This is a genomic window from Niallia sp. 01092 (assembly GCF_052318935.1).
Lineage (GTDB): Bacteria > Bacillota > Bacilli > Bacillales > Cytobacillaceae > Niallia.
Map to the genome: position 1 here is coordinate 187,189 of NZ_JBQRKO010000005.1, position 17,578 is coordinate 204,766.

At 36.2% G+C, this 17,578-nt stretch carries 15 protein-coding genes; all 15 read left to right on the forward strand.

Going from position 1 to position 17,578, the window contains the following annotated elements:
- Positions 1–48 precede the first annotated feature (48 nt).
- Complete coding sequence (gene mnmA, locus ACTXGU_RS07010) at positions 49–1,164, forward strand: tRNA 2-thiouridine(34) synthase MnmA (protein ID WP_443480779.1); 1,116 nt, start codon at positions 49–51, stop codon at positions 1,162–1,164.
- Between the two features lie 436 nt (positions 1,165–1,600).
- Positions 1,601–2,248 (forward strand): tetratricopeptide repeat protein, encoded by a 648-nt coding sequence (locus ACTXGU_RS07015; protein WP_443480780.1) that lies wholly within the window; start codon positions 1,601–1,603, stop codon positions 2,246–2,248.
- Positions 2,249–2,471: 223 nt separating this feature from the next.
- Positions 2,472–4,910 (forward strand): SF1B family DNA helicase RecD2, encoded by a 2,439-nt coding sequence (gene recD2, locus ACTXGU_RS07020; protein ID WP_443480781.1) that lies wholly within the window; start codon positions 2,472–2,474, stop codon positions 4,908–4,910.
- Between the two features lie 272 nt (positions 4,911–5,182).
- Complete coding sequence (locus tag ACTXGU_RS07025) at positions 5,183–5,374, forward strand: hypothetical protein (RefSeq protein WP_443480782.1); 192 nt, start codon at positions 5,183–5,185, stop codon at positions 5,372–5,374.
- A 261-nt stretch (positions 5,375–5,635) separates the two neighbouring features.
- Positions 5,636–6,709, forward strand: coding sequence for an AI-2E family transporter (locus ACTXGU_RS07030; protein ID WP_443480783.1), 1,074 nt, complete (start codon positions 5,636–5,638; stop codon positions 6,707–6,709).
- A gap of 391 nt (positions 6,710–7,100) precedes the next feature.
- Entirely contained in the window at positions 7,101–9,734 is a 2,634-nt protein-coding gene (gene alaS / locus ACTXGU_RS07035; RefSeq protein ID WP_443480784.1) for an alanine--tRNA ligase, read from the forward strand.
- Positions 9,735–9,906: 172 nt separating this feature from the next.
- Complete coding sequence (locus ACTXGU_RS07040; protein WP_443480785.1) at positions 9,907–10,173, forward strand: IreB family regulatory phosphoprotein; 267 nt, start codon at positions 9,907–9,909, stop codon at positions 10,171–10,173.
- A gap of 4 nt (positions 10,174–10,177) precedes the next feature.
- The gene (gene ruvX, locus ACTXGU_RS07045) at positions 10,178–10,594 is read left to right on the forward strand and encodes a Holliday junction resolvase RuvX (RefSeq protein WP_443480786.1); all 417 of its coding nucleotides are present in this window, start codon (positions 10,178–10,180) and stop codon (positions 10,592–10,594) included.
- Between the two features lie 12 nt (positions 10,595–10,606).
- Complete coding sequence (locus ACTXGU_RS07050) at positions 10,607–10,897, forward strand: DUF1292 domain-containing protein (RefSeq protein WP_443480787.1); 291 nt, start codon at positions 10,607–10,609, stop codon at positions 10,895–10,897.
- 175 nt (positions 10,898–11,072) lie between these two features.
- Positions 11,073–12,212, forward strand: coding sequence for an endolytic transglycosylase MltG (gene mltG, locus ACTXGU_RS07055; protein WP_443480788.1), 1,140 nt, complete (start codon positions 11,073–11,075; stop codon positions 12,210–12,212).
- 556 nt (positions 12,213–12,768) lie between these two features.
- Positions 12,769–13,416: an O-methyltransferase gene (locus ACTXGU_RS07060; protein WP_443480789.1), complete on the forward strand. Its 648-nt coding sequence runs from the start codon at positions 12,769–12,771 to the stop codon at positions 13,414–13,416.
- Positions 13,413–14,342 carry a peptidase U32 family protein gene (locus ACTXGU_RS07065; protein ID WP_443480790.1) on the forward strand — a complete coding sequence of 310 codons (930 nt, stop codon included), beginning with the start codon at positions 13,413–13,415 and terminating at the stop codon, positions 14,340–14,342. The genes ACTXGU_RS07060 and ACTXGU_RS07065 overlap by 4 nt, the downstream gene beginning before the upstream one ends.
- Before the next feature lie 21 nt (positions 14,343–14,363).
- Positions 14,364–15,632, forward strand: a complete 1,269-nt coding sequence (locus tag ACTXGU_RS07070; protein WP_443480791.1) for a peptidase U32 family protein — start codon at positions 14,364–14,366, stop codon at positions 15,630–15,632.
- A gap of 4 nt (positions 15,633–15,636) precedes the next feature.
- Positions 15,637–16,272, forward strand: coding sequence for a uridine kinase (gene udk / locus ACTXGU_RS07075; protein WP_443480792.1), 636 nt, complete (start codon positions 15,637–15,639; stop codon positions 16,270–16,272).
- Between the two features lie 707 nt (positions 16,273–16,979).
- Positions 16,980–17,456, forward strand: coding sequence for a transcription elongation factor GreA (gene greA, locus ACTXGU_RS07080; RefSeq protein WP_443480811.1), 477 nt, complete (start codon positions 16,980–16,982; stop codon positions 17,454–17,456).
- The last annotated feature ends 122 nt before the right edge of the window (positions 17,457–17,578 follow it).

The following is a 17,578-nucleotide window of genomic DNA, read 5'->3' on the forward strand; positions in this document are numbered from 1 at the left end:
AATAATGTTTTATTTATATAGGGTTAGAAAGGCATAAGGGGGATAGAAATGGAAAAAGCACCAAAAGATACAAGAGTAGTGGTAGGTATGTCCGGGGGAGTCGACTCCTCTGTTGCCGCACTGCTTTTAAAAGAGCAAGGATATGATGTGATCGGCATTTTTATGAAAAACTGGGATGATACGGATGAGTTTGGTGTATGTACAGCGACGGAGGATTATGAAGACGTTATCCGTGTTTGCAACCAAATAGGAATTCCATATTATGCAGTTAACTTTGAAAAGCAGTATTGGGATAAAGTGTTTACGTATTTTCTTGATGAATACAAAGCAGGAAGAACACCTAACCCAGATGTCATATGCAACAAAGAAATTAAATTTAAAGCATTTCTTGAACATGCGATGAATTTAGGAGCTGACTATTTAGCAACAGGGCATTATGCACAAGTTGTCAGAGAAAACGGCAAAGTTCGAATGCTGCGTGGAAAAGATGAAAATAAAGACCAAACATATTTTTTAAATCAGTTAACGGAAGAACAATTAAGCAAAGTAATGTTTCCAATCGGCAATATAGAAAAAGCAAAGGTGCGCGAATTAGCTGCAAAAGCAAACTTGGCAACAGCAACTAAAAAAGACAGCACCGGCATATGCTTTATCGGCGAACGGAACTTCAAAGAGTTTTTAAGCGGCTATTTGCCTGCGCAAAAAGGGAATATGGAAACATTTGATGGGAAAGTTGTCGGACGTCATGACGGATTAATGTATTATACGATTGGTCAAAGACATGGTTTAGGAATTGGTGGGAGCGGTGATCCTTGGTTTGTAATCGGAAAAGATTTACAAAGAAACGTTTTATATGTAGGTCAAGGTTTTCACCATGAATTATTGTATTCGGACAGCATTATTGCAACAGATGTCAGCTGGGTTTCACCTGACGCTGCTTCCGAAACTTTTGAATGTACAGCTAAATTTAGATATCGTCAGCCTGATAATAAAGTAACCGTTGAACGTTTGGATGATAACAAAGTAAAAGTTATTTTCCATGAACCGATACGTGCAATTACACCAGGGCAAGCCGTTGTATTTTATCAAGGAGAAGAATGCCTTGGCGGCGGAACGATTGACACCGTGTTTAGAAATAAGGAAAAATTAACCTATGTAGGATAATCATGTAGAGAAACTTTAAAAGTTATTTCTAATCTTTTTCGATGGATCAAAAAGTTGATTCGAATTGGATGGGAATATCATTTAAAGTTTCTCTTTTTTTGTCAATTAAGGTAAGTATGTTTATTTGAAAGGCTGTTTTCGTATAGATTGTTGCTTTTAAACCCGCAGCCTGAATACACTTCGCTTTCCGTGGGCGAGCGTCGAGCCTCCTCGTCGCATACGCTTCTGTGGGGTCTCGTCTTTCTCGCATTCCCACAGGAGTCTACGTATATTCAGTCTGCTGAGTATTTCTTCTCCGATTTTTTTACGTAAAAAACAATAAACTTTGAGAAAACTGCCATTTGAAAACAGCAGACCGTAGCCATTCGAGGATAAAAGGCGAGCAAGGAAGAAGTATGCTATACTTTGTACATAAAGAAAGTAATGGAGTGTTAAAATGGAAAATAATCAACTTGGAATACAATATATGCAAGAAGGAAAATGGGAAGAAGCTGCAAAAGTTTTTATGGAGGAAATCGAAAAGGATCCACAAAACCCTGTTTCTTATATAAATTTTGGCAATGTATTATCTGCGTTAGGGGATCAAGAAAGAGCGTTGACTTTTTATAAAAAAGCAATCGAATTAGATGAAAATGCAGCTGCTGCTTACTATAGTGCAGGAAATGTTTATTTTGAAAATGAAAAGCTAGACGACGCAAAAACGATGTTTGAATTGGCCATACAAAAAGGGATGGAAAACAGCGATAATTTCTTTATGTTAGGTCTTACCCTTATTGCTTTAGAAAATCCGACAATGGCGATTCCTTATTTACAAAGATCGGTTGAGCTGAATGATCAAGATGCGGAAGCTTATTTTCAATTAGGATTATGCCTTGCACAAGCAGAATATATAGAAGAAGCAATCAAGCAGTTTAACCAATGTGTTCAATTAGATCCTAATCATGCAGATGCTTATTATAATTTAGGGGTCGCATACGGTTTTAAAGAGGACTCAAAAAAAGCAATGGAAATGTTTAATCAAGCATTAGCGATTCAGCCGGATCATATGCTTGCAGGCTACGGCAAAAAAATCTTAGAAGCATAAGTTCTAGATCATTTTTATCAGAAACGAACATGAGCTACTATTCACAACCCTTGGTGGAAAAGAAATAAAAGTATAAGCAGGCTCCATACAATGAAGGCGGCGTGAGCGAAGCTAAACCTTTCTGCTTACTAGGAAAGCAAAAAGAATGAGCACCATCATGTTACAGCTGTTATTGCAATACGCGCAGCTCCGTCCCCTTTTCCATAGAAAGGAGGGAGCGTACTTGGAAGAACAAAATGCAATGGACCTTTTTGCTGATCAGAAAAAGTATATTAAAGGACGTCAACTTGTCACTATTTTCCATAATGAGCAAAATTTATATACGGTGATGAGAATTCGCGTCGATGAGACGAATGATAGCTATGATGATAAAGAAGCCGTCATTACAGGTTATTTGCCGAAAATTCATGAAGATGAAACGTATTGTTTTTTTGGTGATTTTAAAGAACACCCTAAGTTTGGTATACAATTTCAAGTTACCTCTTTTCATAAAGAGATGCCGCAAACCAAACATGGGATTATAACGTATTTATCCAGTGATTTATTTAAAGGAATCGGCAGAAAAACAGCGGAAAATATTGTGGAAACATTAGGAGAAAATGCAATATCGCAAATTTTAAATAAACCATCGCTGCTCGATACAGTCCCAAAACTTCCGCCTGACAAAGCAAAAGTTGTGTATGATACGTTAATGAAGCACCAAGGATTGGAACAGGCGATGATTGCATTGCATCAATTTGGGTTTGGTCCACAGCTTTCGATGAAAATATATCAGACATATAAAGAAACGACTTTAGATATTGTGCAAACAAATCCTTATAAATTAGTAGAAGATGTTGATGGGATTGGTTTTGGGCGTGCTGATGATTTAGGTTCACAATTAGGCATTACGGGCAATCACCCTGACCGATTAAAAGCGGGCTGCTTTTATATTTTAGAAGTTGCAAGCGTTCAAGAAGGTCATGTGTACATACAAGCTGAGTATTTATTAGAAAAGGTAAAAGATCTTCTCGAGGAAAATAAGCAGGAAGAGATAGAATTTTCTCGTATTGCTGAACAAATCATCCACTTGGAAGAAGAAGGGAAAATCATCGTAGAAGATAAAAAAATCTATCTTCCCTCCCTCTATTTTTCTGAAAAAGGGCTTGTTCGAAATATTCAAAGAGTTTTAGAGCAATCCGAATATGCGGAGCAGTTTCCTGAATCAGAGTTTTTATTAGCATTAGGGCAATTAGAGGACAGGTTAGGCGTTCAGTATGCTCCGTCACAAAAAGAAGCGATTCAAACCGCTTTAATGTCTCCAATGCTCATGTTAACGGGTGGTCCAGGAACAGGAAAAACGACCGTTATTAAAGGGATTGTTGAATTATATGGAGAGCTGCATGGCTGTTCATTGGATCCGAAACAATATAAAAAAGAAGAAGTATTTCCATTTATATTAGCGGCGCCAACTGGAAGAGCTGCTAAACGGATGACGGAATCTACTGGTCTGCCTGCGGTGACGATACACCGATTATTGGGATGGAACGGTTCGGGAGAATTTGATCGGGATGAAGATAATCCATTGGCAGGAAAAATTTTAATTGTTGATGAAACATCGATGGTAGATATATGGCTTGCCCATCAATTGTTTAAAGCGTTGCCAGAATCTATTCAAGTAATCCTTGTAGGGGATGAGGATCAATTGCCTTCAGTGGGACCTGGACAAGTATTAAAAGATTTACTTGGATCACAATGCATCCCAACGGTCCGATTAATTGATATTTATCGCCAAGCAGAAGGATCTTCTATTATAGAACTTGCTCACGAAATGAAAAAAGGAACATTGCCAAGCAATATTACGCAGCAGCAAAAGGATCGTTCCTTTATTAAATGTATGCCGAGCCAGATTGGGGAAGCAATTAAAAAAGTCGTCTTAAATGCAAAAAATAAAGGCTATGCCCCCATGGATATTCAAGTATTGGCACCGATGTATCGAGGTCCAGCAGGCATCGACCGCTTAAATGTCATTCTTCAGGAGATATTAAACCCTAATCCTGATGGTACAAGAAAAGAACTGCAGTTTGGTGATGTTAAATACCGTATTGGAGATAAAGTGCTTCAGCTTGTTAATCAGCCGGAAAACCATGTGTATAACGGCGATATGGGAGAAATTGTTTCGATTTTTTATGCGAAAGAGAATACCGAAAAGCAAGACATGGTTGTTGTATCTTTTGATGGAATCGAAGCAACCTATACACGCCAAGATTTAATGCAGATTACGCATGCGTTTTGCTGTTCTGTGCATAAATCGCAAGGAAGTGAATTTCCGATTGTGATTATGCCGATTGTAAAAAGCTACTATCGGATGCTAAAACGAAATTTATTGTATACCGGAATAACACGAAGCAAGCAGTTTTTAATACTTCTTGGCGAGTTGGAAGCAATGGAGATTGGAGTAAGCAGAAATGATGAGCTCTCCCGGCAAACAACCCTTCAGGATAAATTAAAGGAAACTTTATTGCAGCCAAATAATGCAAGCAGCCAAATAGAAGTTGATTCTAACGAAGATGCACATAGTTTATTTTATAGTGATCGAATAAACGAAATTGATCCTCTTATTGGAATGGAAAATATAACTCCATATGATTTTATGGAGGATAATTTTGAAAACATCAAGTGATGTGAATATTAAATGACTGGCAATGATTACAGGGCATACTTGCAGTACATAAGAGAAAAATAATATCGTTATTCTATTATTATGAATAACAATATTATTTTCTTTTACCAATTGATTGCTTATAAAAAAATAAATGCCGACTCCTAAGAAGAATTAATTGGTATAAATGGGCAGATTTTAGGACAAAATGGGAATACTTGAACGGTGCTATTTTTCCTTTGCAAAAGTCGGAAAGATATGATCGTATGATTAATATAATTGAGGTGTTTCCCATGTTAAAATGTCCAAACTGCCAAAGCAAAGATATCGGTAAAATTGGCATAAGCCAATATTATTGCTGGAATTGTTATATTGAATTATCGTTAGTAAAAGGGGTAATTCATACACATCAAGTAGAAGAAGACGGCAGTTTAAGTTCACTTGATGATTTATTTGCAGAAGATGATCGCCGGTTTATATTGTAAGATACAAGCCATAATATTGCAGGATATTCTGTGATATTGTGGCTTTTATATGTCTGGGTTTTGTCGATATTTGTAAAAAAATCGATAAATCGGAAAAAAACGAAGATAAAATAGATAAAAAAGAAGATAAATCGAAAAATTCAAAGATAAAATAGACAAAAAAGAAGATAAATAAAAAACGGGGATAAAATTCTCGTTAATAAATCCACAATTTGCATAAAATCCCTCTATCTCACCCAAAATAGAAGCGGAGGGTGTCTTATGGATATAAGAATGAAGTGGTATTATCGTTTAGCATTTACGTTATTATTGTTTATTGTATTATTTGTCTTTATTAAATTATCTCCAATTTGGATGCCTATAGTAGAAATAATATTAAAAGTTGTTTCTCCATTTATTATTGGTGCTTTTATTACGTATTTACTACATCCAGTTATTGAAATGCTGCATCGTAAAGGCTTGCACCGAGGAATGGCAGTTGCTCTTATATATATTTTATTTTTTGGCGGACTTGGATATGGATTGTATAAAGGAATTCCTGTTTTTATCCATCAGCTTGAGGAACTAACCGAAAATGCACCGGATCTTGCCAATCAGTACAGAGGTTGGATTCAATCTATTCAAGAGAAAACAAAAGCGTGGCCGCCGAACTTGCAAGATAAAGTGGATAATGGCATTGAATCATTTGAAGTGAAAATGGATGGCCTCGTTACCAAAGTATTAAATGGGGCAATGGAGATGGTAAACTCCTTTATTATTATTATGTTAATTCCATTTATCTCCTTTTATATGTTAAAAGATATAAACGCCGTAAAAAAAGCAGCTTGGTTTATTACACCAAAAAAATGGAGAAAGAGCAGCGCCGTTTTTATAAAAGATGTGAATGTATCTTTAGGAAGTTATATAAGAGGACAGTTATTTGTCTGTTTTATTATTGGTGCTATTTCTTCTATTTTATTTTGGCTGTTTCATTTCAAGTATCCATTAGTACTAGGCATGATTATTGGCATTACAAATGTCATTCCTTATTTTGGACCAATTATCGGAGCTGTGCCAGCTGTTATTATAGCATGTACAATGTCCGTTAGAATGGTGATTATTACGATTGTTATTATTATTGTTCTGCAATTTTTAGAAGGCAATATTTTATCTCCCTATATCGTTGGAAAAAGCCTGCATTTGCATCCCCTTATTATTATGTTTGCTTTACTAGCAGGGGAAAAAGTCGGAGGGATTGTAGGAATGATTGTTTCTGTTCCTATATTGTCCGTACTAAAAGTAGCACTTATCCATATGAGGAAGCATTTCGGAAGAAGAGAGATGAACGAAGGATAAAGAGAACGTTATTGACAATACTGCGTAATAATCAGTATAATGCGAAATGTAGAATAAAATTAAGACAATATGTTGATAGATTGAAGTAGATTATAGTCCACTTTCATGCGTAGTGCATACTAGAGAGGAATTTCCGTAGGCTGGAAGAAATTCTAAGTGAAGGATAATCGAAAGCTATTTCTTGAATGCAGCTAATCCCTGCCGTTTTTCCGCGTTAAGGAATGATGAGAGATGGTAATGTTTATTGTTGCCGTAATCAGGGTGGTACCGCGAGTAAAACTTTCGTCCCTGTCCAGGGATGGAAGTTTTTTTTATGCTGAAAATTTCATATTTCACTTATCTTGTATTAATCAGATAAGTATATTTTTTACATAATAGGAGGTTTTTTATAGTGAAAGTATTAACCGGAGCACAAATTAGAAGGAAATTTCTAGAGTTTTTCCAAGAAAAAGGACATGCAGTAGAACCTAGTGCATCATTAGTTCCCCACGACGATCCTTCTCTTTTATGGATAAATAGTGGAGTAGCTACATTAAAAAAGTATTTTGATGGACGAGTAATTCCGGAAAATCCAAGAATTACGAATGCGCAAAAATCCATTCGAACAAACGATATCGAAAATGTAGGAAAGACAGCAAGGCATCAAACTTTTTTTGAGATGCTAGGGAATTTTTCTATTGGCGATTATTTTAAAGAAGAAGCAATTGAATGGGCATGGGAATTCTTAACAGATGAAAAATGGGTTGCTTTTGATAAAGAAAAATTATCGGTAACCGTTCATCCAGAAGATGATGAAGCTTATGCCATCTGGAAAGACAAAATCGGTATACCGGAAGAACGAATTATTCGTTTAGAAGGGAATTTCTGGGATATAGGAGAAGGTCCAAGTGGTCCGAATTCAGAAATATTTTATGACCGCGGACCAGAATACGGCAATGATGAAAACGATCCAGAGCTTTACCCAGGTGGAGAAAATGATCGTTATTTAGAAGTATGGAACCTTGTTTTTTCCGAATTTAATCATAACCCTGATGGCACATATACACCACTGCCAAAGCAAAACATTGATACAGGTATGGGGTTAGAGCGTATGGCATCTGTTATCCAAAATGTGCCGACGAATTTTGATACAGATTTATTTGTACCGATCATTCAAGCAACTGAACAAATCGCTGATGTAAAGTATGGAAAAGAAAAGCAATTTGACGAAGCATTTAAAGTAATCGCAGACCATATCCGCACGGTTGCGTTCGCAATTGGAGACGGGGCGCTTCCTTCTAATGAAGGCCGAGGTTATGTAATTAGAAGATTATTGCGCAGAGCAGTTCGTTATGCGAAAACCATTCATATTAACCGTCCATTTATGTTTGAATTGGTGCCAGTTGTCGGTGAAATAATGGTGGATTTCTATCCAGAAGTAAAAGAAAAAGCTGCATTTATTCAAAAAGTAATGAAAAGCGAAGAAGAACGTTTCCATGAAACACTTCATGAAGGGTTGGCGATCCTTGAAGCTGTAATAGAAAAAGCAAAAGCGGAAGGTACTGAAATCATTTCGGGTGCAGATGTTTTCCGTTTATATGATACGTATGGTTTCCCTGTTGAATTAACAGAAGAGTATGCAGAAGAACAAGGCATGAAAGTAGATCATGATGGCTTTGAAAAAGAAATGGAAAGTCAACGAGACCGCGCCCGTAAAGCAAGGCAAGAAGTAGACAGCATGCAAGTTCAAAATGCTGAATTAGGAAATATTAAAGCAGAAAGTGAATTTGTAGGGTATGATGCTTGGACAACTGAATCCAAAGTAATCGTGCTATTAAAAAATGGCGAACTTGTTGATACAGCACAGGCTGGTGATGAGATTCAATTTATTTTGGATAAAACACCTTTTTATGCTGAAAGCGGCGGTCAAATTGCGGATATCGGAACTTTACAAGCAGAAGCAGCTTTAGTAAATGTTAAAGATGTTCAAAAAGCGCCAAACGGACAAAACCTTCATAGTGGGGTTGTAACAGAAGGTGTTCTAACAGTCAATAGCACAGTAACGGCAAATGTTGATAGTGCCAACCGTTCGAAAATTATTAAAAATCATACGGCAACACATTTATTGCATCAAGCATTAAAAGATGTTCTAGGTACACATGTAAACCAAGCAGGATCATTAGTTCAAAGTGATCGTCTTCGTTTTGACTTCTCTCATTTTGGCCAAATTACTGCAGAAGAACTAGAACAAATAGAAAGAATCGTTAACGAAAAGATTTGGGATAGCATTGCTGTACAAACCGATTATAAAAATATCGAAGAAGCTAAGGCGATGGGAGCAATGGCATTATTCGGTGAAAAATATGGGAAGATTGTCCGCGTTGTACAAGTTGGAGATTTCAGTTTAGAGCTTTGCGGTGGATGTCATGTTGATAATACTTCTGCAATTGGATTATTTAAAATTGTATCTGAAGCAGGAATTGGAGCTGGCACACGAAGAATTGAGGCAGTAACTGGTCAAGCAGCATATCAACAGTTAACAGATCAAATCGGCTTATTAAAAGAAGCTTCAGCAAAATTAAAAACAAATCCAAAAGATATTGCTGGACGCATTGATGGCTTATTAACAGAAGTGAAGCAGCTGCAACGGGAAAATGAATCGTTAGCTGCTAAAATCAGCAATATTGAAGCGGGGAATCTTGTAGATAATGTAAAAGAAATCAATGGTGTAAATGTTCTTGTTGCTAATATTCAAGGGGTAGATATGAATAATCTTCGCACGATGGCAGATGACTTAAAACAAAAAGTAGGATCTGTTGTCATTGTTCTCGGCAGTGTCAATGAAGGAAAAGTGAATTTAATTGCAGGAGTAACAAAAGATTTAATCGAAAAAGGCTACCATGCAGGAAAAATTATTAAAGAAGTAGCAACACGTTGCGGCGGCGGCGGCGGCGGCCGTCCAGATATGGCTCAAGCTGGAGGAAAAGATCCTTCTAAATTACAAGATGCGCTAAATTTTGTAGAAGAATGGGTAAAATCCGTTTGATATTATGAGTAAGTAGTGTAAAATGTAGGTAACTATTAACAGAAATCGCTCTAATAGAGGTTGTTCAAAAAGTCCGGGAAATAAGCTTGCGAATTTCGGTTTCAGCTTGCTTCTTCGCTCTTTTTGTCCTCCTTTTTGAACAGGCATGAATAGAGAAATGAGGTGTTGTATAATGAGCTCATTCGACAAAACAATGAGATTCAATTTTCCTGAAGAACCATATGAGCATGATATAAAAGAAGTATTATATCAAGTATATGGTGCGCTTCAAGAAAAAGGTTATAACCCTATTAATCAAATAGTTGGTTATCTACTTTCAGGAGATCCTGCTTATATTCCAAGACATATGGATGCACGTAATATCATTCGTAAACTTGAGCGTGATGAGATTATTGAAGAGCTGGTTAAGTCTTATTTAAAACAGCAACGAGAGGAATAAACAAATGCGAATTATGGGCTTGGATGTAGGCTCAAAAACAGTAGGTGTATCGGTAAGTGATGCACTTGGTTGGACAGCACAAGGAATTGAAACGATTAAAATTGATGAAGAAAAAAACGAATTTGGTTTTAGTCGATTAGAAGTATTGATTGTTGAGCATGATGTAAGTAAAATAGTTGTTGGCCTTCCTAAAAACATGAATGGCAGTGTTGGATTTCGTGGCGAGGCTAGCATGCACTACGCAAAGCTGTTAGAAGAAAAGTTTGGCCTTCCAGTCGTTTTGTGGGACGAGCGTTTAACAACGATGGCTGCGGAAAGAATTTTACTGGAAGCAGATATTAGCAGAAAAAAAAGAAAAAAAGTCATTGATAAGATGGCAGCATCGATGATTTTACAAGGCTATTTAGACAGCCAAAAATAATGAGGTGAAGAAATGGAACACGGTGAAACAAATACAATTACAGTAGTGGATGAAGAAGGCAATGAGCAGTTATGCGAAATCCTTTTTACATTTGAATCAGAAGAATTCGGCAAATCTTATGTATTATACTATCCAATTGGCGAAAATGATGATGAGGATGAAGAAATTGACATCCATGCATCTTCTTTTATTCCAAACGAAGAAACTCGTGATGGCGAACTTTCTCCAATTGAAACAGATGAAGAATGGGATTTAGTAGAAGAAATGCTAAATACATTCCTGTCAAATCAAGACGAAGAATAATAAATTTGGAGGCGACCTGAAATTAGGTCGTCTCCTTTTTGGTTGAATGAAAAAAGTACCGTATTTGCAGCATTCTGCTATTTTCTGCGACTTACAATAAATATTATAGTATAATGAGTCGAGATATGAGTTTTTTTGGGGCGGTTTTTAGCCCTTGTAGCTAGGAGGGAAATACGTGTCTAACGAAGATAAAGAAGAAAAAAATAAGAAAGAGTTGTTTTGGGAGAAAATGATAGAAAGACAAAACGAAGCGAAAATAGTAAGGAAAATAGTTGGCAGGATTGCGATTGCCTTAATACTAGTAATTGGGATTATAGCTCTTACAGGTTATTTTTATATTAACTCCGCATTAAAGCCTGTTGATCCTGGCAGTAAAAAAGAAATAATTGTCGAGATTCCAATAGGTTCAAGTGTATCAAGCATTGCTCAAGCGCTAGAAGATAAAGGCCTCGTAAAAGATGCAAGAGTGTTTAAATATTTTGTGAAATTTAAAAATGAGTCCGATTTTATGGCAGGAGAATATCATATGAATCCTTCCATGACGTTTACCCAAATTATTGATAGCTTAAAAACAGGGAAAGTGTTGCAAAAACCAATATTTACATTAACTATTCCTGAAGGAAAGCAATTAGATGAAATTGCTGCGTTAATTGCGAAAAAAACAAAACAATCAGAAAAGGATATTATAAAACAGCTGAATGATGAACGTTTTATTCAGACGCTTATGAATAAATATCCTGACTTATTAACAACAGAAATGTTGGCAAAAAATATTAAGCATCCGCTGGAAGGCTATCTTTTTCCTGCAACGTATTCTTTTTATAAAAAAAATCTTTCTCTTGAAGATATTGTAACCGTTATGTTAGATAAAACGGAAAGTGTTATACAAACATATCAGGGAGACATGGAAGAAAAGGAAATGAGTGTACATCAATTTTTAACGATGGCGTCACTGATTGAAAAAGAAGCGACGAAAAAAGCAGACCGTGACAGCATCGCAAGTGTATTTTATAACCGGATAAAAGAAGGAATGCCGCTGCAAACGGATCCAACGGTATTGTATGCACAAGGAAAACATAAAGCGAAGGTGACGTATAAAGATTTAGAAGTGGACTCTCCGTATAATACGTACCAAAATAAAGGCATGCCGCCTGGGCCGATCGCCAATTCAGGAACGATGTCGATGGAAGCAGCAATTCATCCTGAACAAACAGACTTTTTATATTTTTTAGCCTCCAAAGATGGAAAAGTACATTTTTCGAAAACATTAACTGAACATAATAAATTGAAAGCTAAATATATCACCAATCAATAATGAAAAAATTTATGAGGGAAAGCAGATTAGTTAGCTTTCCCTCTTATTTTATGTTAAAATAGTACAAGTGTTTTTAAGTAAACGATGAAATGATAAATGGATGTTTTTTTGTTATATGCTTCGCGAGTGTGATTAGTAGTTAGGTTCTTTATATAAGAAGCTAACTATTTTCGGGTGGAGCATTTTTTAAAAGATGGCTATGATAAAGCTCATTGTTAATTTTGGCACTATGTTGATTGGAGTGGAAGGCGTGAGACTCCTGCGGGAAAAGCGAGTCAGAGGGAGACCCCACAGGCGCACAGCGCCGAGGAGGCTCCCGGACCGCCCGCGGAAAGCGAACGCCTGAAGCGGAAATCAACAGGCAAGTTTAACAGAGCTATAAAGATAAGAATGTATAAATTTTTTAACTTAGATGAGTGTCTAGCACAAGCAGCCAGTTCTTGTGGAAAAATAACCATTTTCCTCTAAAAGTAAAAGCACTTTTCGAGTCAAATGAACATTTTTCTTTAGGGCTGAGCAAGGCGCTTCCGCTTTTCTAATTATAGGGAGTGTTGACATGCAGGATAATAAAATAACCGCATATTTAGAGGAGTTAATTCCAAAAAGAAGTGAGCATTTTATGGAAATAGAACGTTATGCTCATGAAAATAATGTGCCAATTATGGAGCTTGTTGGAATAGAATCCTTGTTGCAGCTATTACGCATTCAGCAGCCTAAAAAAATTCTCGAAATCGGTACTGCGATTGGTTATTCTGCGTTAAGAATGGCTGAAGCTTTACCTGATAGTAAAATAATTTCTGTCGAACGAGATGAAGATCGATATCTATTGGCAAAACAAAATGTTGCAAAACTACAAAAAGAAGAACAAGTGATTTTGATTCAAGGAGACGCTCTTGAACTCGAAGAAGAAGTCGAACAATATGGTCCTTTTGATGTGCTGTTTATCGATGCAGCTAAAAGTCAGTATCGAAAGTTCTTTGATATATATTCAAAAATGTTAACAAAAGAAAGTATTATTTTTACAGATAATGTATTGTTTCACGGTTTAGTAGCAAGTGAAAATATTGAAAGTAGAAATGTTAGACAATTAGTAAGAAAAATAAATAATTACAATCAATGGCTAATGAATCACCCACAATACGATACGATTATTTTACCTGTAGGGGATGGCATAGCTATTAGTAAAAAAAGGAGAGAAAAATGAAGAAACCTGAATTACTCGTTACACCAACTTGTGTAGATGATATCAATCCGTTAATCGAAAGTGGAGCAGATGCTTTTGTTATTGGAGAGCAAAAATTTGGATTGCGGTTGGCTGGTGAATTTAATCGAGAAGACGTCAAAAAGGCGATGGAACTAGCACATGCAAAAGGGAAAAAAGTATATGTTGCGATAAATGCAATTTTTCATAATGAAAAAATTGATGAACTGTATGAGTATGTTGCTTTTTTAAAGGAAGTAGAAGCAGATGCAATTATTTTCGGTGATCCTGGGGTATTAATGGTTGTTCGTGAAGTAGCACCAAATATGAAATTACACTGGAGTACAGAAACGACTGGAACTAACTGGTACACATGTAATTATTGGGGCAACAAAGGAGCGAAGCGCTCCGTATTGGCAAGAGAAATCAGCATGGACAGCATTATCGAAATAAAAGAACATGCTGAAGTGGAAATTGAAATTCAAGTTCATGGAATGACAACGATGTTCCAATCGAAGCGTTCTCTACTTGGACATTATTTCCAATACCAAGGGAAAGAAAAGGAAATGGAAGAACAAAGACTGGACAAAGACCTTTTCCTTCATGATAAAGAGCGAGACAATAAATATCCAATTTTTGAAGATGAAAATGGCACCCATATTATGAGTCCAAATGATATATGCATTGTCGATGAATTACAAGATTTAATCGATGCAGGCATTGATTCTTTTAAAATTGATGGTTTGTTAAAAGATTCAGCGTATATTCAAGCTGTTACAAGCATATACCGTAAAGCGATTGATATGTTCTGTAACGATGCGGATCAATATGAAGAAGAAAAAGAGGCATTATTAGCTGAAATTGAAAAAATCCAACCGGTAAACAGACCGCTTGATACAGGATTTTTCTTTAAAGAAACCGTTTATTAAGGAGAAAAGGAGGAAGGAAATATGACAATCGTAACATCACCCATTTCGGAAATAAGAGATGGAAAAAGAGTTATTGTGAAAAAACCAGAATTATTGGCGCCAGCAGGGAATTTAGAAAAATTAAAAATTGCTGTTTCATATGGAGCAGATGCTGTGTTTATTGGTGGTCAAGAATACGGTCTTCGTTCAAATGCAGGCAATTTCACTTTTGAAGAAATGAAAGAAGGAGTGGAATTTGCTAAAAAATATAATGCAAAAATTTATGTAACAACAAATATTTTTGCACATAATGAAAATATTGATGGGTTAGAAGATTATTTATTAGGGTTAAAAGAAGCTGGAGTACATGGAATTATCGTTGCTGATCCTTTAATTATCGAAACATGCCGAAGAGTGGCTCCAGAAATTGAAGTGCATTTAAGTACACAACAATCTCTTTCCAATTGGAAGGCTGTTCAATACTGGAAAGAAGAGGGCTTAGAGCGTGTTGTATTAGCACGTGAAACAAGCGCAGATGAAATCCAGGAAATGAAGGAAAAAGTAGATATTGAAATCGAAACATTTATTCATGGTGCGATGTGTATTGCTTATTCTGGCAGATGTACATTAAGCAACCATATGACAGCACGTGATTCAAACCGAGGCGGATGCTGTCAGTCTTGCCGTTGGGACTATGATTTATTTAAGTTGGAAGACAAAAAGGAAAACCCTTTATTCTCAGAAGAAGATGCACCTTTTGCAATGAGTCCTAAAGATTTAAAACTAGTTGAATCGATTCCACGGATGATTGAACTGGGCATTGACAGCTTAAAAATTGAAGGCAGAATGAAGTCGATTCATTATATTGCCACAGTGGTAAGTGTATATCGTAAAGTGATCGATTCCTATTGTGCAGATCCAGATAATTTCGTCATCAACGAAGAATGGTTAAAAGAATTAGATAAATGTGCAAACAGAGATACAGCACCTGCCTTTTTTGAAGGACAGCCTGGGTATAAAGAACAAATGTTTGGAAATCATAGCAAAAAGACTACTTTTGATTTCGCCGGCTTAGTGCTTGATTATAATAAAGAAACACAAATCGTTACACTACAACAGCGAAATTACTTTAAACCTGGCCAGGAAATCGAGTTTTTTGGACCAGAAATCGATAATTTTACAATGGTTGTAGGAACTATATGGGACGAGGACGGAAATGAATTGGATGCAGCACGACATCCGCTTCAAATTGTTCAATTTAAAGTGGATTATCCAGTATTTCCAAACAACATGATGCGGAAGGAGCTCTAATTACATGCAACGAAAACCGGTTGTAATTGGTGTCGCTGGGGGATCTGGATCAGGAAAAACGAGCGTATCCAAAGCAATCTTTGAAAGTTTTAATGACCGTTCCATTTTAATGATTGAACAAGATTTTTATTATAAAGATCAATCATATTTACCTTTTGAAGAAAGATTAAATACAAATTATGATCATCCACTAGCTTTTGATACAGAGCTGCTGATCGAACATATTGAGAAATTAATCAAGTATGAACCAATTAATAAACCAGTATATGATTATGCCATTCATACAAGATCAGATGAAATAATTACCGTAGAACCGAAAGACGTTATTATTATTGAAGGAATTCTTATTTTAGAAGATGAAAGACTGCGCAATCTAATGGACATAAAATTATTTGTTGATACAGATGCAGACCTTCGTATTATTAGACGCCTTTTAAGAGATATTCAGGATCGAGGAAGAACGATGGAGTCGGTTATCGATCAATATGTAAATGTCGTTCGTCTTATGCATAATCAATTTATTGAACCAACAAAAAGGTATGCAGATATTATTGTGCCAGAGGGCGGCAATAATCATGTAGCCATTGATTTAATGGTAACAAAAATACAAACAATTCTTGAACAAAAATCACTTTTATGAAACAATAGCAGATAAAGAATGTTTACGAAGTCTTAAAGTTTCTTTTACATTCAGGAATCAACAGTTATTATTTGTAAACTTATTTAATTGTAGGGGATTATCAATTATTCGTATATTTATGGGAAAGAATGTATAATAATAAAAGCGGAAGCGCCTTGTTCATCGCCGTACGGACTAAAGGGGCTTCGACTGAGATAAAGGAAACACGAAAAGCGATAGCGATTCGATGTTGACTTATCGTAGGGAGAAGACCTGAAGTACGATAGGCGATAGGCGTTGGAGCTAGACACTCATCTAAGTTGAAAAAGTTTAAACTGTCTTACCATTTATAAAAAAGGCTTTCTTTTTTTCGCAATAAGTATTAAACTCTTTCTATTAGAATAAAAAGCGCGTCTCTACACAAGACGCGCTTAATCTCATATAGTGTGAGTTAAAAAAGGGAACAAATTAAGAAGCAAGAAGGTCGAGGCGGTGTGGCTTTGAGCAACGCAGCGGACTTTCACAGGATGTGGTGATTTCAACGTTGCCCACAGGACGTGAGCGTTTTTAGTTGAAGATCCTCTGTGTTAAGTTAAATACGTGAGTAGCAGAGAAGCAAACCAACGAAAGATTCGCCGTTTATCTTTGGTGGCTTTTTGAACAACCTCATATACATAAAACACCTTTCTATATATGATGATTGATATGGAAACATGAAGGAGTGGAAGATCACGATGGAAAAAGTATTTCCGATGACATTGGCTGGTAAAGAAAAATTAGAACAAGAATTAGAGCAATTAAAAACAGTAAAAAGAAAAGAAGTAGTAGAACGTATTAAAATAGCAAGAAGCTTCGGAGACTTGTCAGAGAATTCTGAGTACGATTCTGCAAAAGAAGAGCAAGCATTTGTGGAAGGTAGAATTACGACAATTGAAAATATGATTCGTAATGCGAAAATTATTTCTGAAGATGAATTAGATACAGATTCTGTATCATTAGGCAGCTCGGTTACTTTTATTGAGCTTCCAGATGGAGAAGAAGAGACATATACGATTGTAGGTAGTGCAGAGGCAGATCCATTCGAAGGAAAAATTTCTAACGATTCACCTATCGCAAAAAGCCTTATCGGCAAAAAAGTTGGCGATAAAGTAGTCGTGCAAACTCCTGGTGGAGAAATGAATGTAAAGATTGTAACAATTAATTAATAATTCTAATAGTGTGAGTTCAATAAGGGAAAAATTAGATGCAAGCCAACGATTATATTATTCTAAGCTTTAATTTGGGCGGCTTTTTGAACATACTCTAAGAATGATGGTTTGAAAAGAAT

Coding starts and splice junctions, on each gene's coding strand:
- mnmA (WP_443480779.1), top strand. CDS start 49: ATGGAAAAAGCACCAAAAGATACAAGAGTAGTGGTAGGTATGTCCGGG.
- ACTXGU_RS07015 (WP_443480780.1), top strand. CDS start 1,601: ATGGAAAATAATCAACTTGGAATACAATATATGCAAGAAGGAAAATGG.
- ACTXGU_RS07025 (WP_443480782.1), top strand. CDS start 5,183: ATGTTAAAATGTCCAAACTGCCAAAGCAAAGATATCGGTAAAATTGGC.
- ACTXGU_RS07030 (WP_443480783.1), top strand. CDS start 5,636: ATGGATATAAGAATGAAGTGGTATTATCGTTTAGCATTTACGTTATTA.
- ACTXGU_RS07040 (WP_443480785.1), top strand. CDS start 9,907: ATGAGCTCATTCGACAAAACAATGAGATTCAATTTTCCTGAAGAACCA.
- ruvX (WP_443480786.1), top strand. CDS start 10,178: ATGCGAATTATGGGCTTGGATGTAGGCTCAAAAACAGTAGGTGTATCG.
- ACTXGU_RS07050 (WP_443480787.1), top strand. CDS start 10,607: ATGGAACACGGTGAAACAAATACAATTACAGTAGTGGATGAAGAAGGC.
- ACTXGU_RS07060 (WP_443480789.1), top strand. CDS start 12,769: ATGCAGGATAATAAAATAACCGCATATTTAGAGGAGTTAATTCCAAAA.
- ACTXGU_RS07065 (WP_443480790.1), top strand. CDS start 13,413: ATGAAGAAACCTGAATTACTCGTTACACCAACTTGTGTAGATGATATC.
- ACTXGU_RS07070 (WP_443480791.1), top strand. CDS start 14,364: ATGACAATCGTAACATCACCCATTTCGGAAATAAGAGATGGAAAAAGA.
- udk (WP_443480792.1), top strand. CDS start 15,637: ATGCAACGAAAACCGGTTGTAATTGGTGTCGCTGGGGGATCTGGATCA.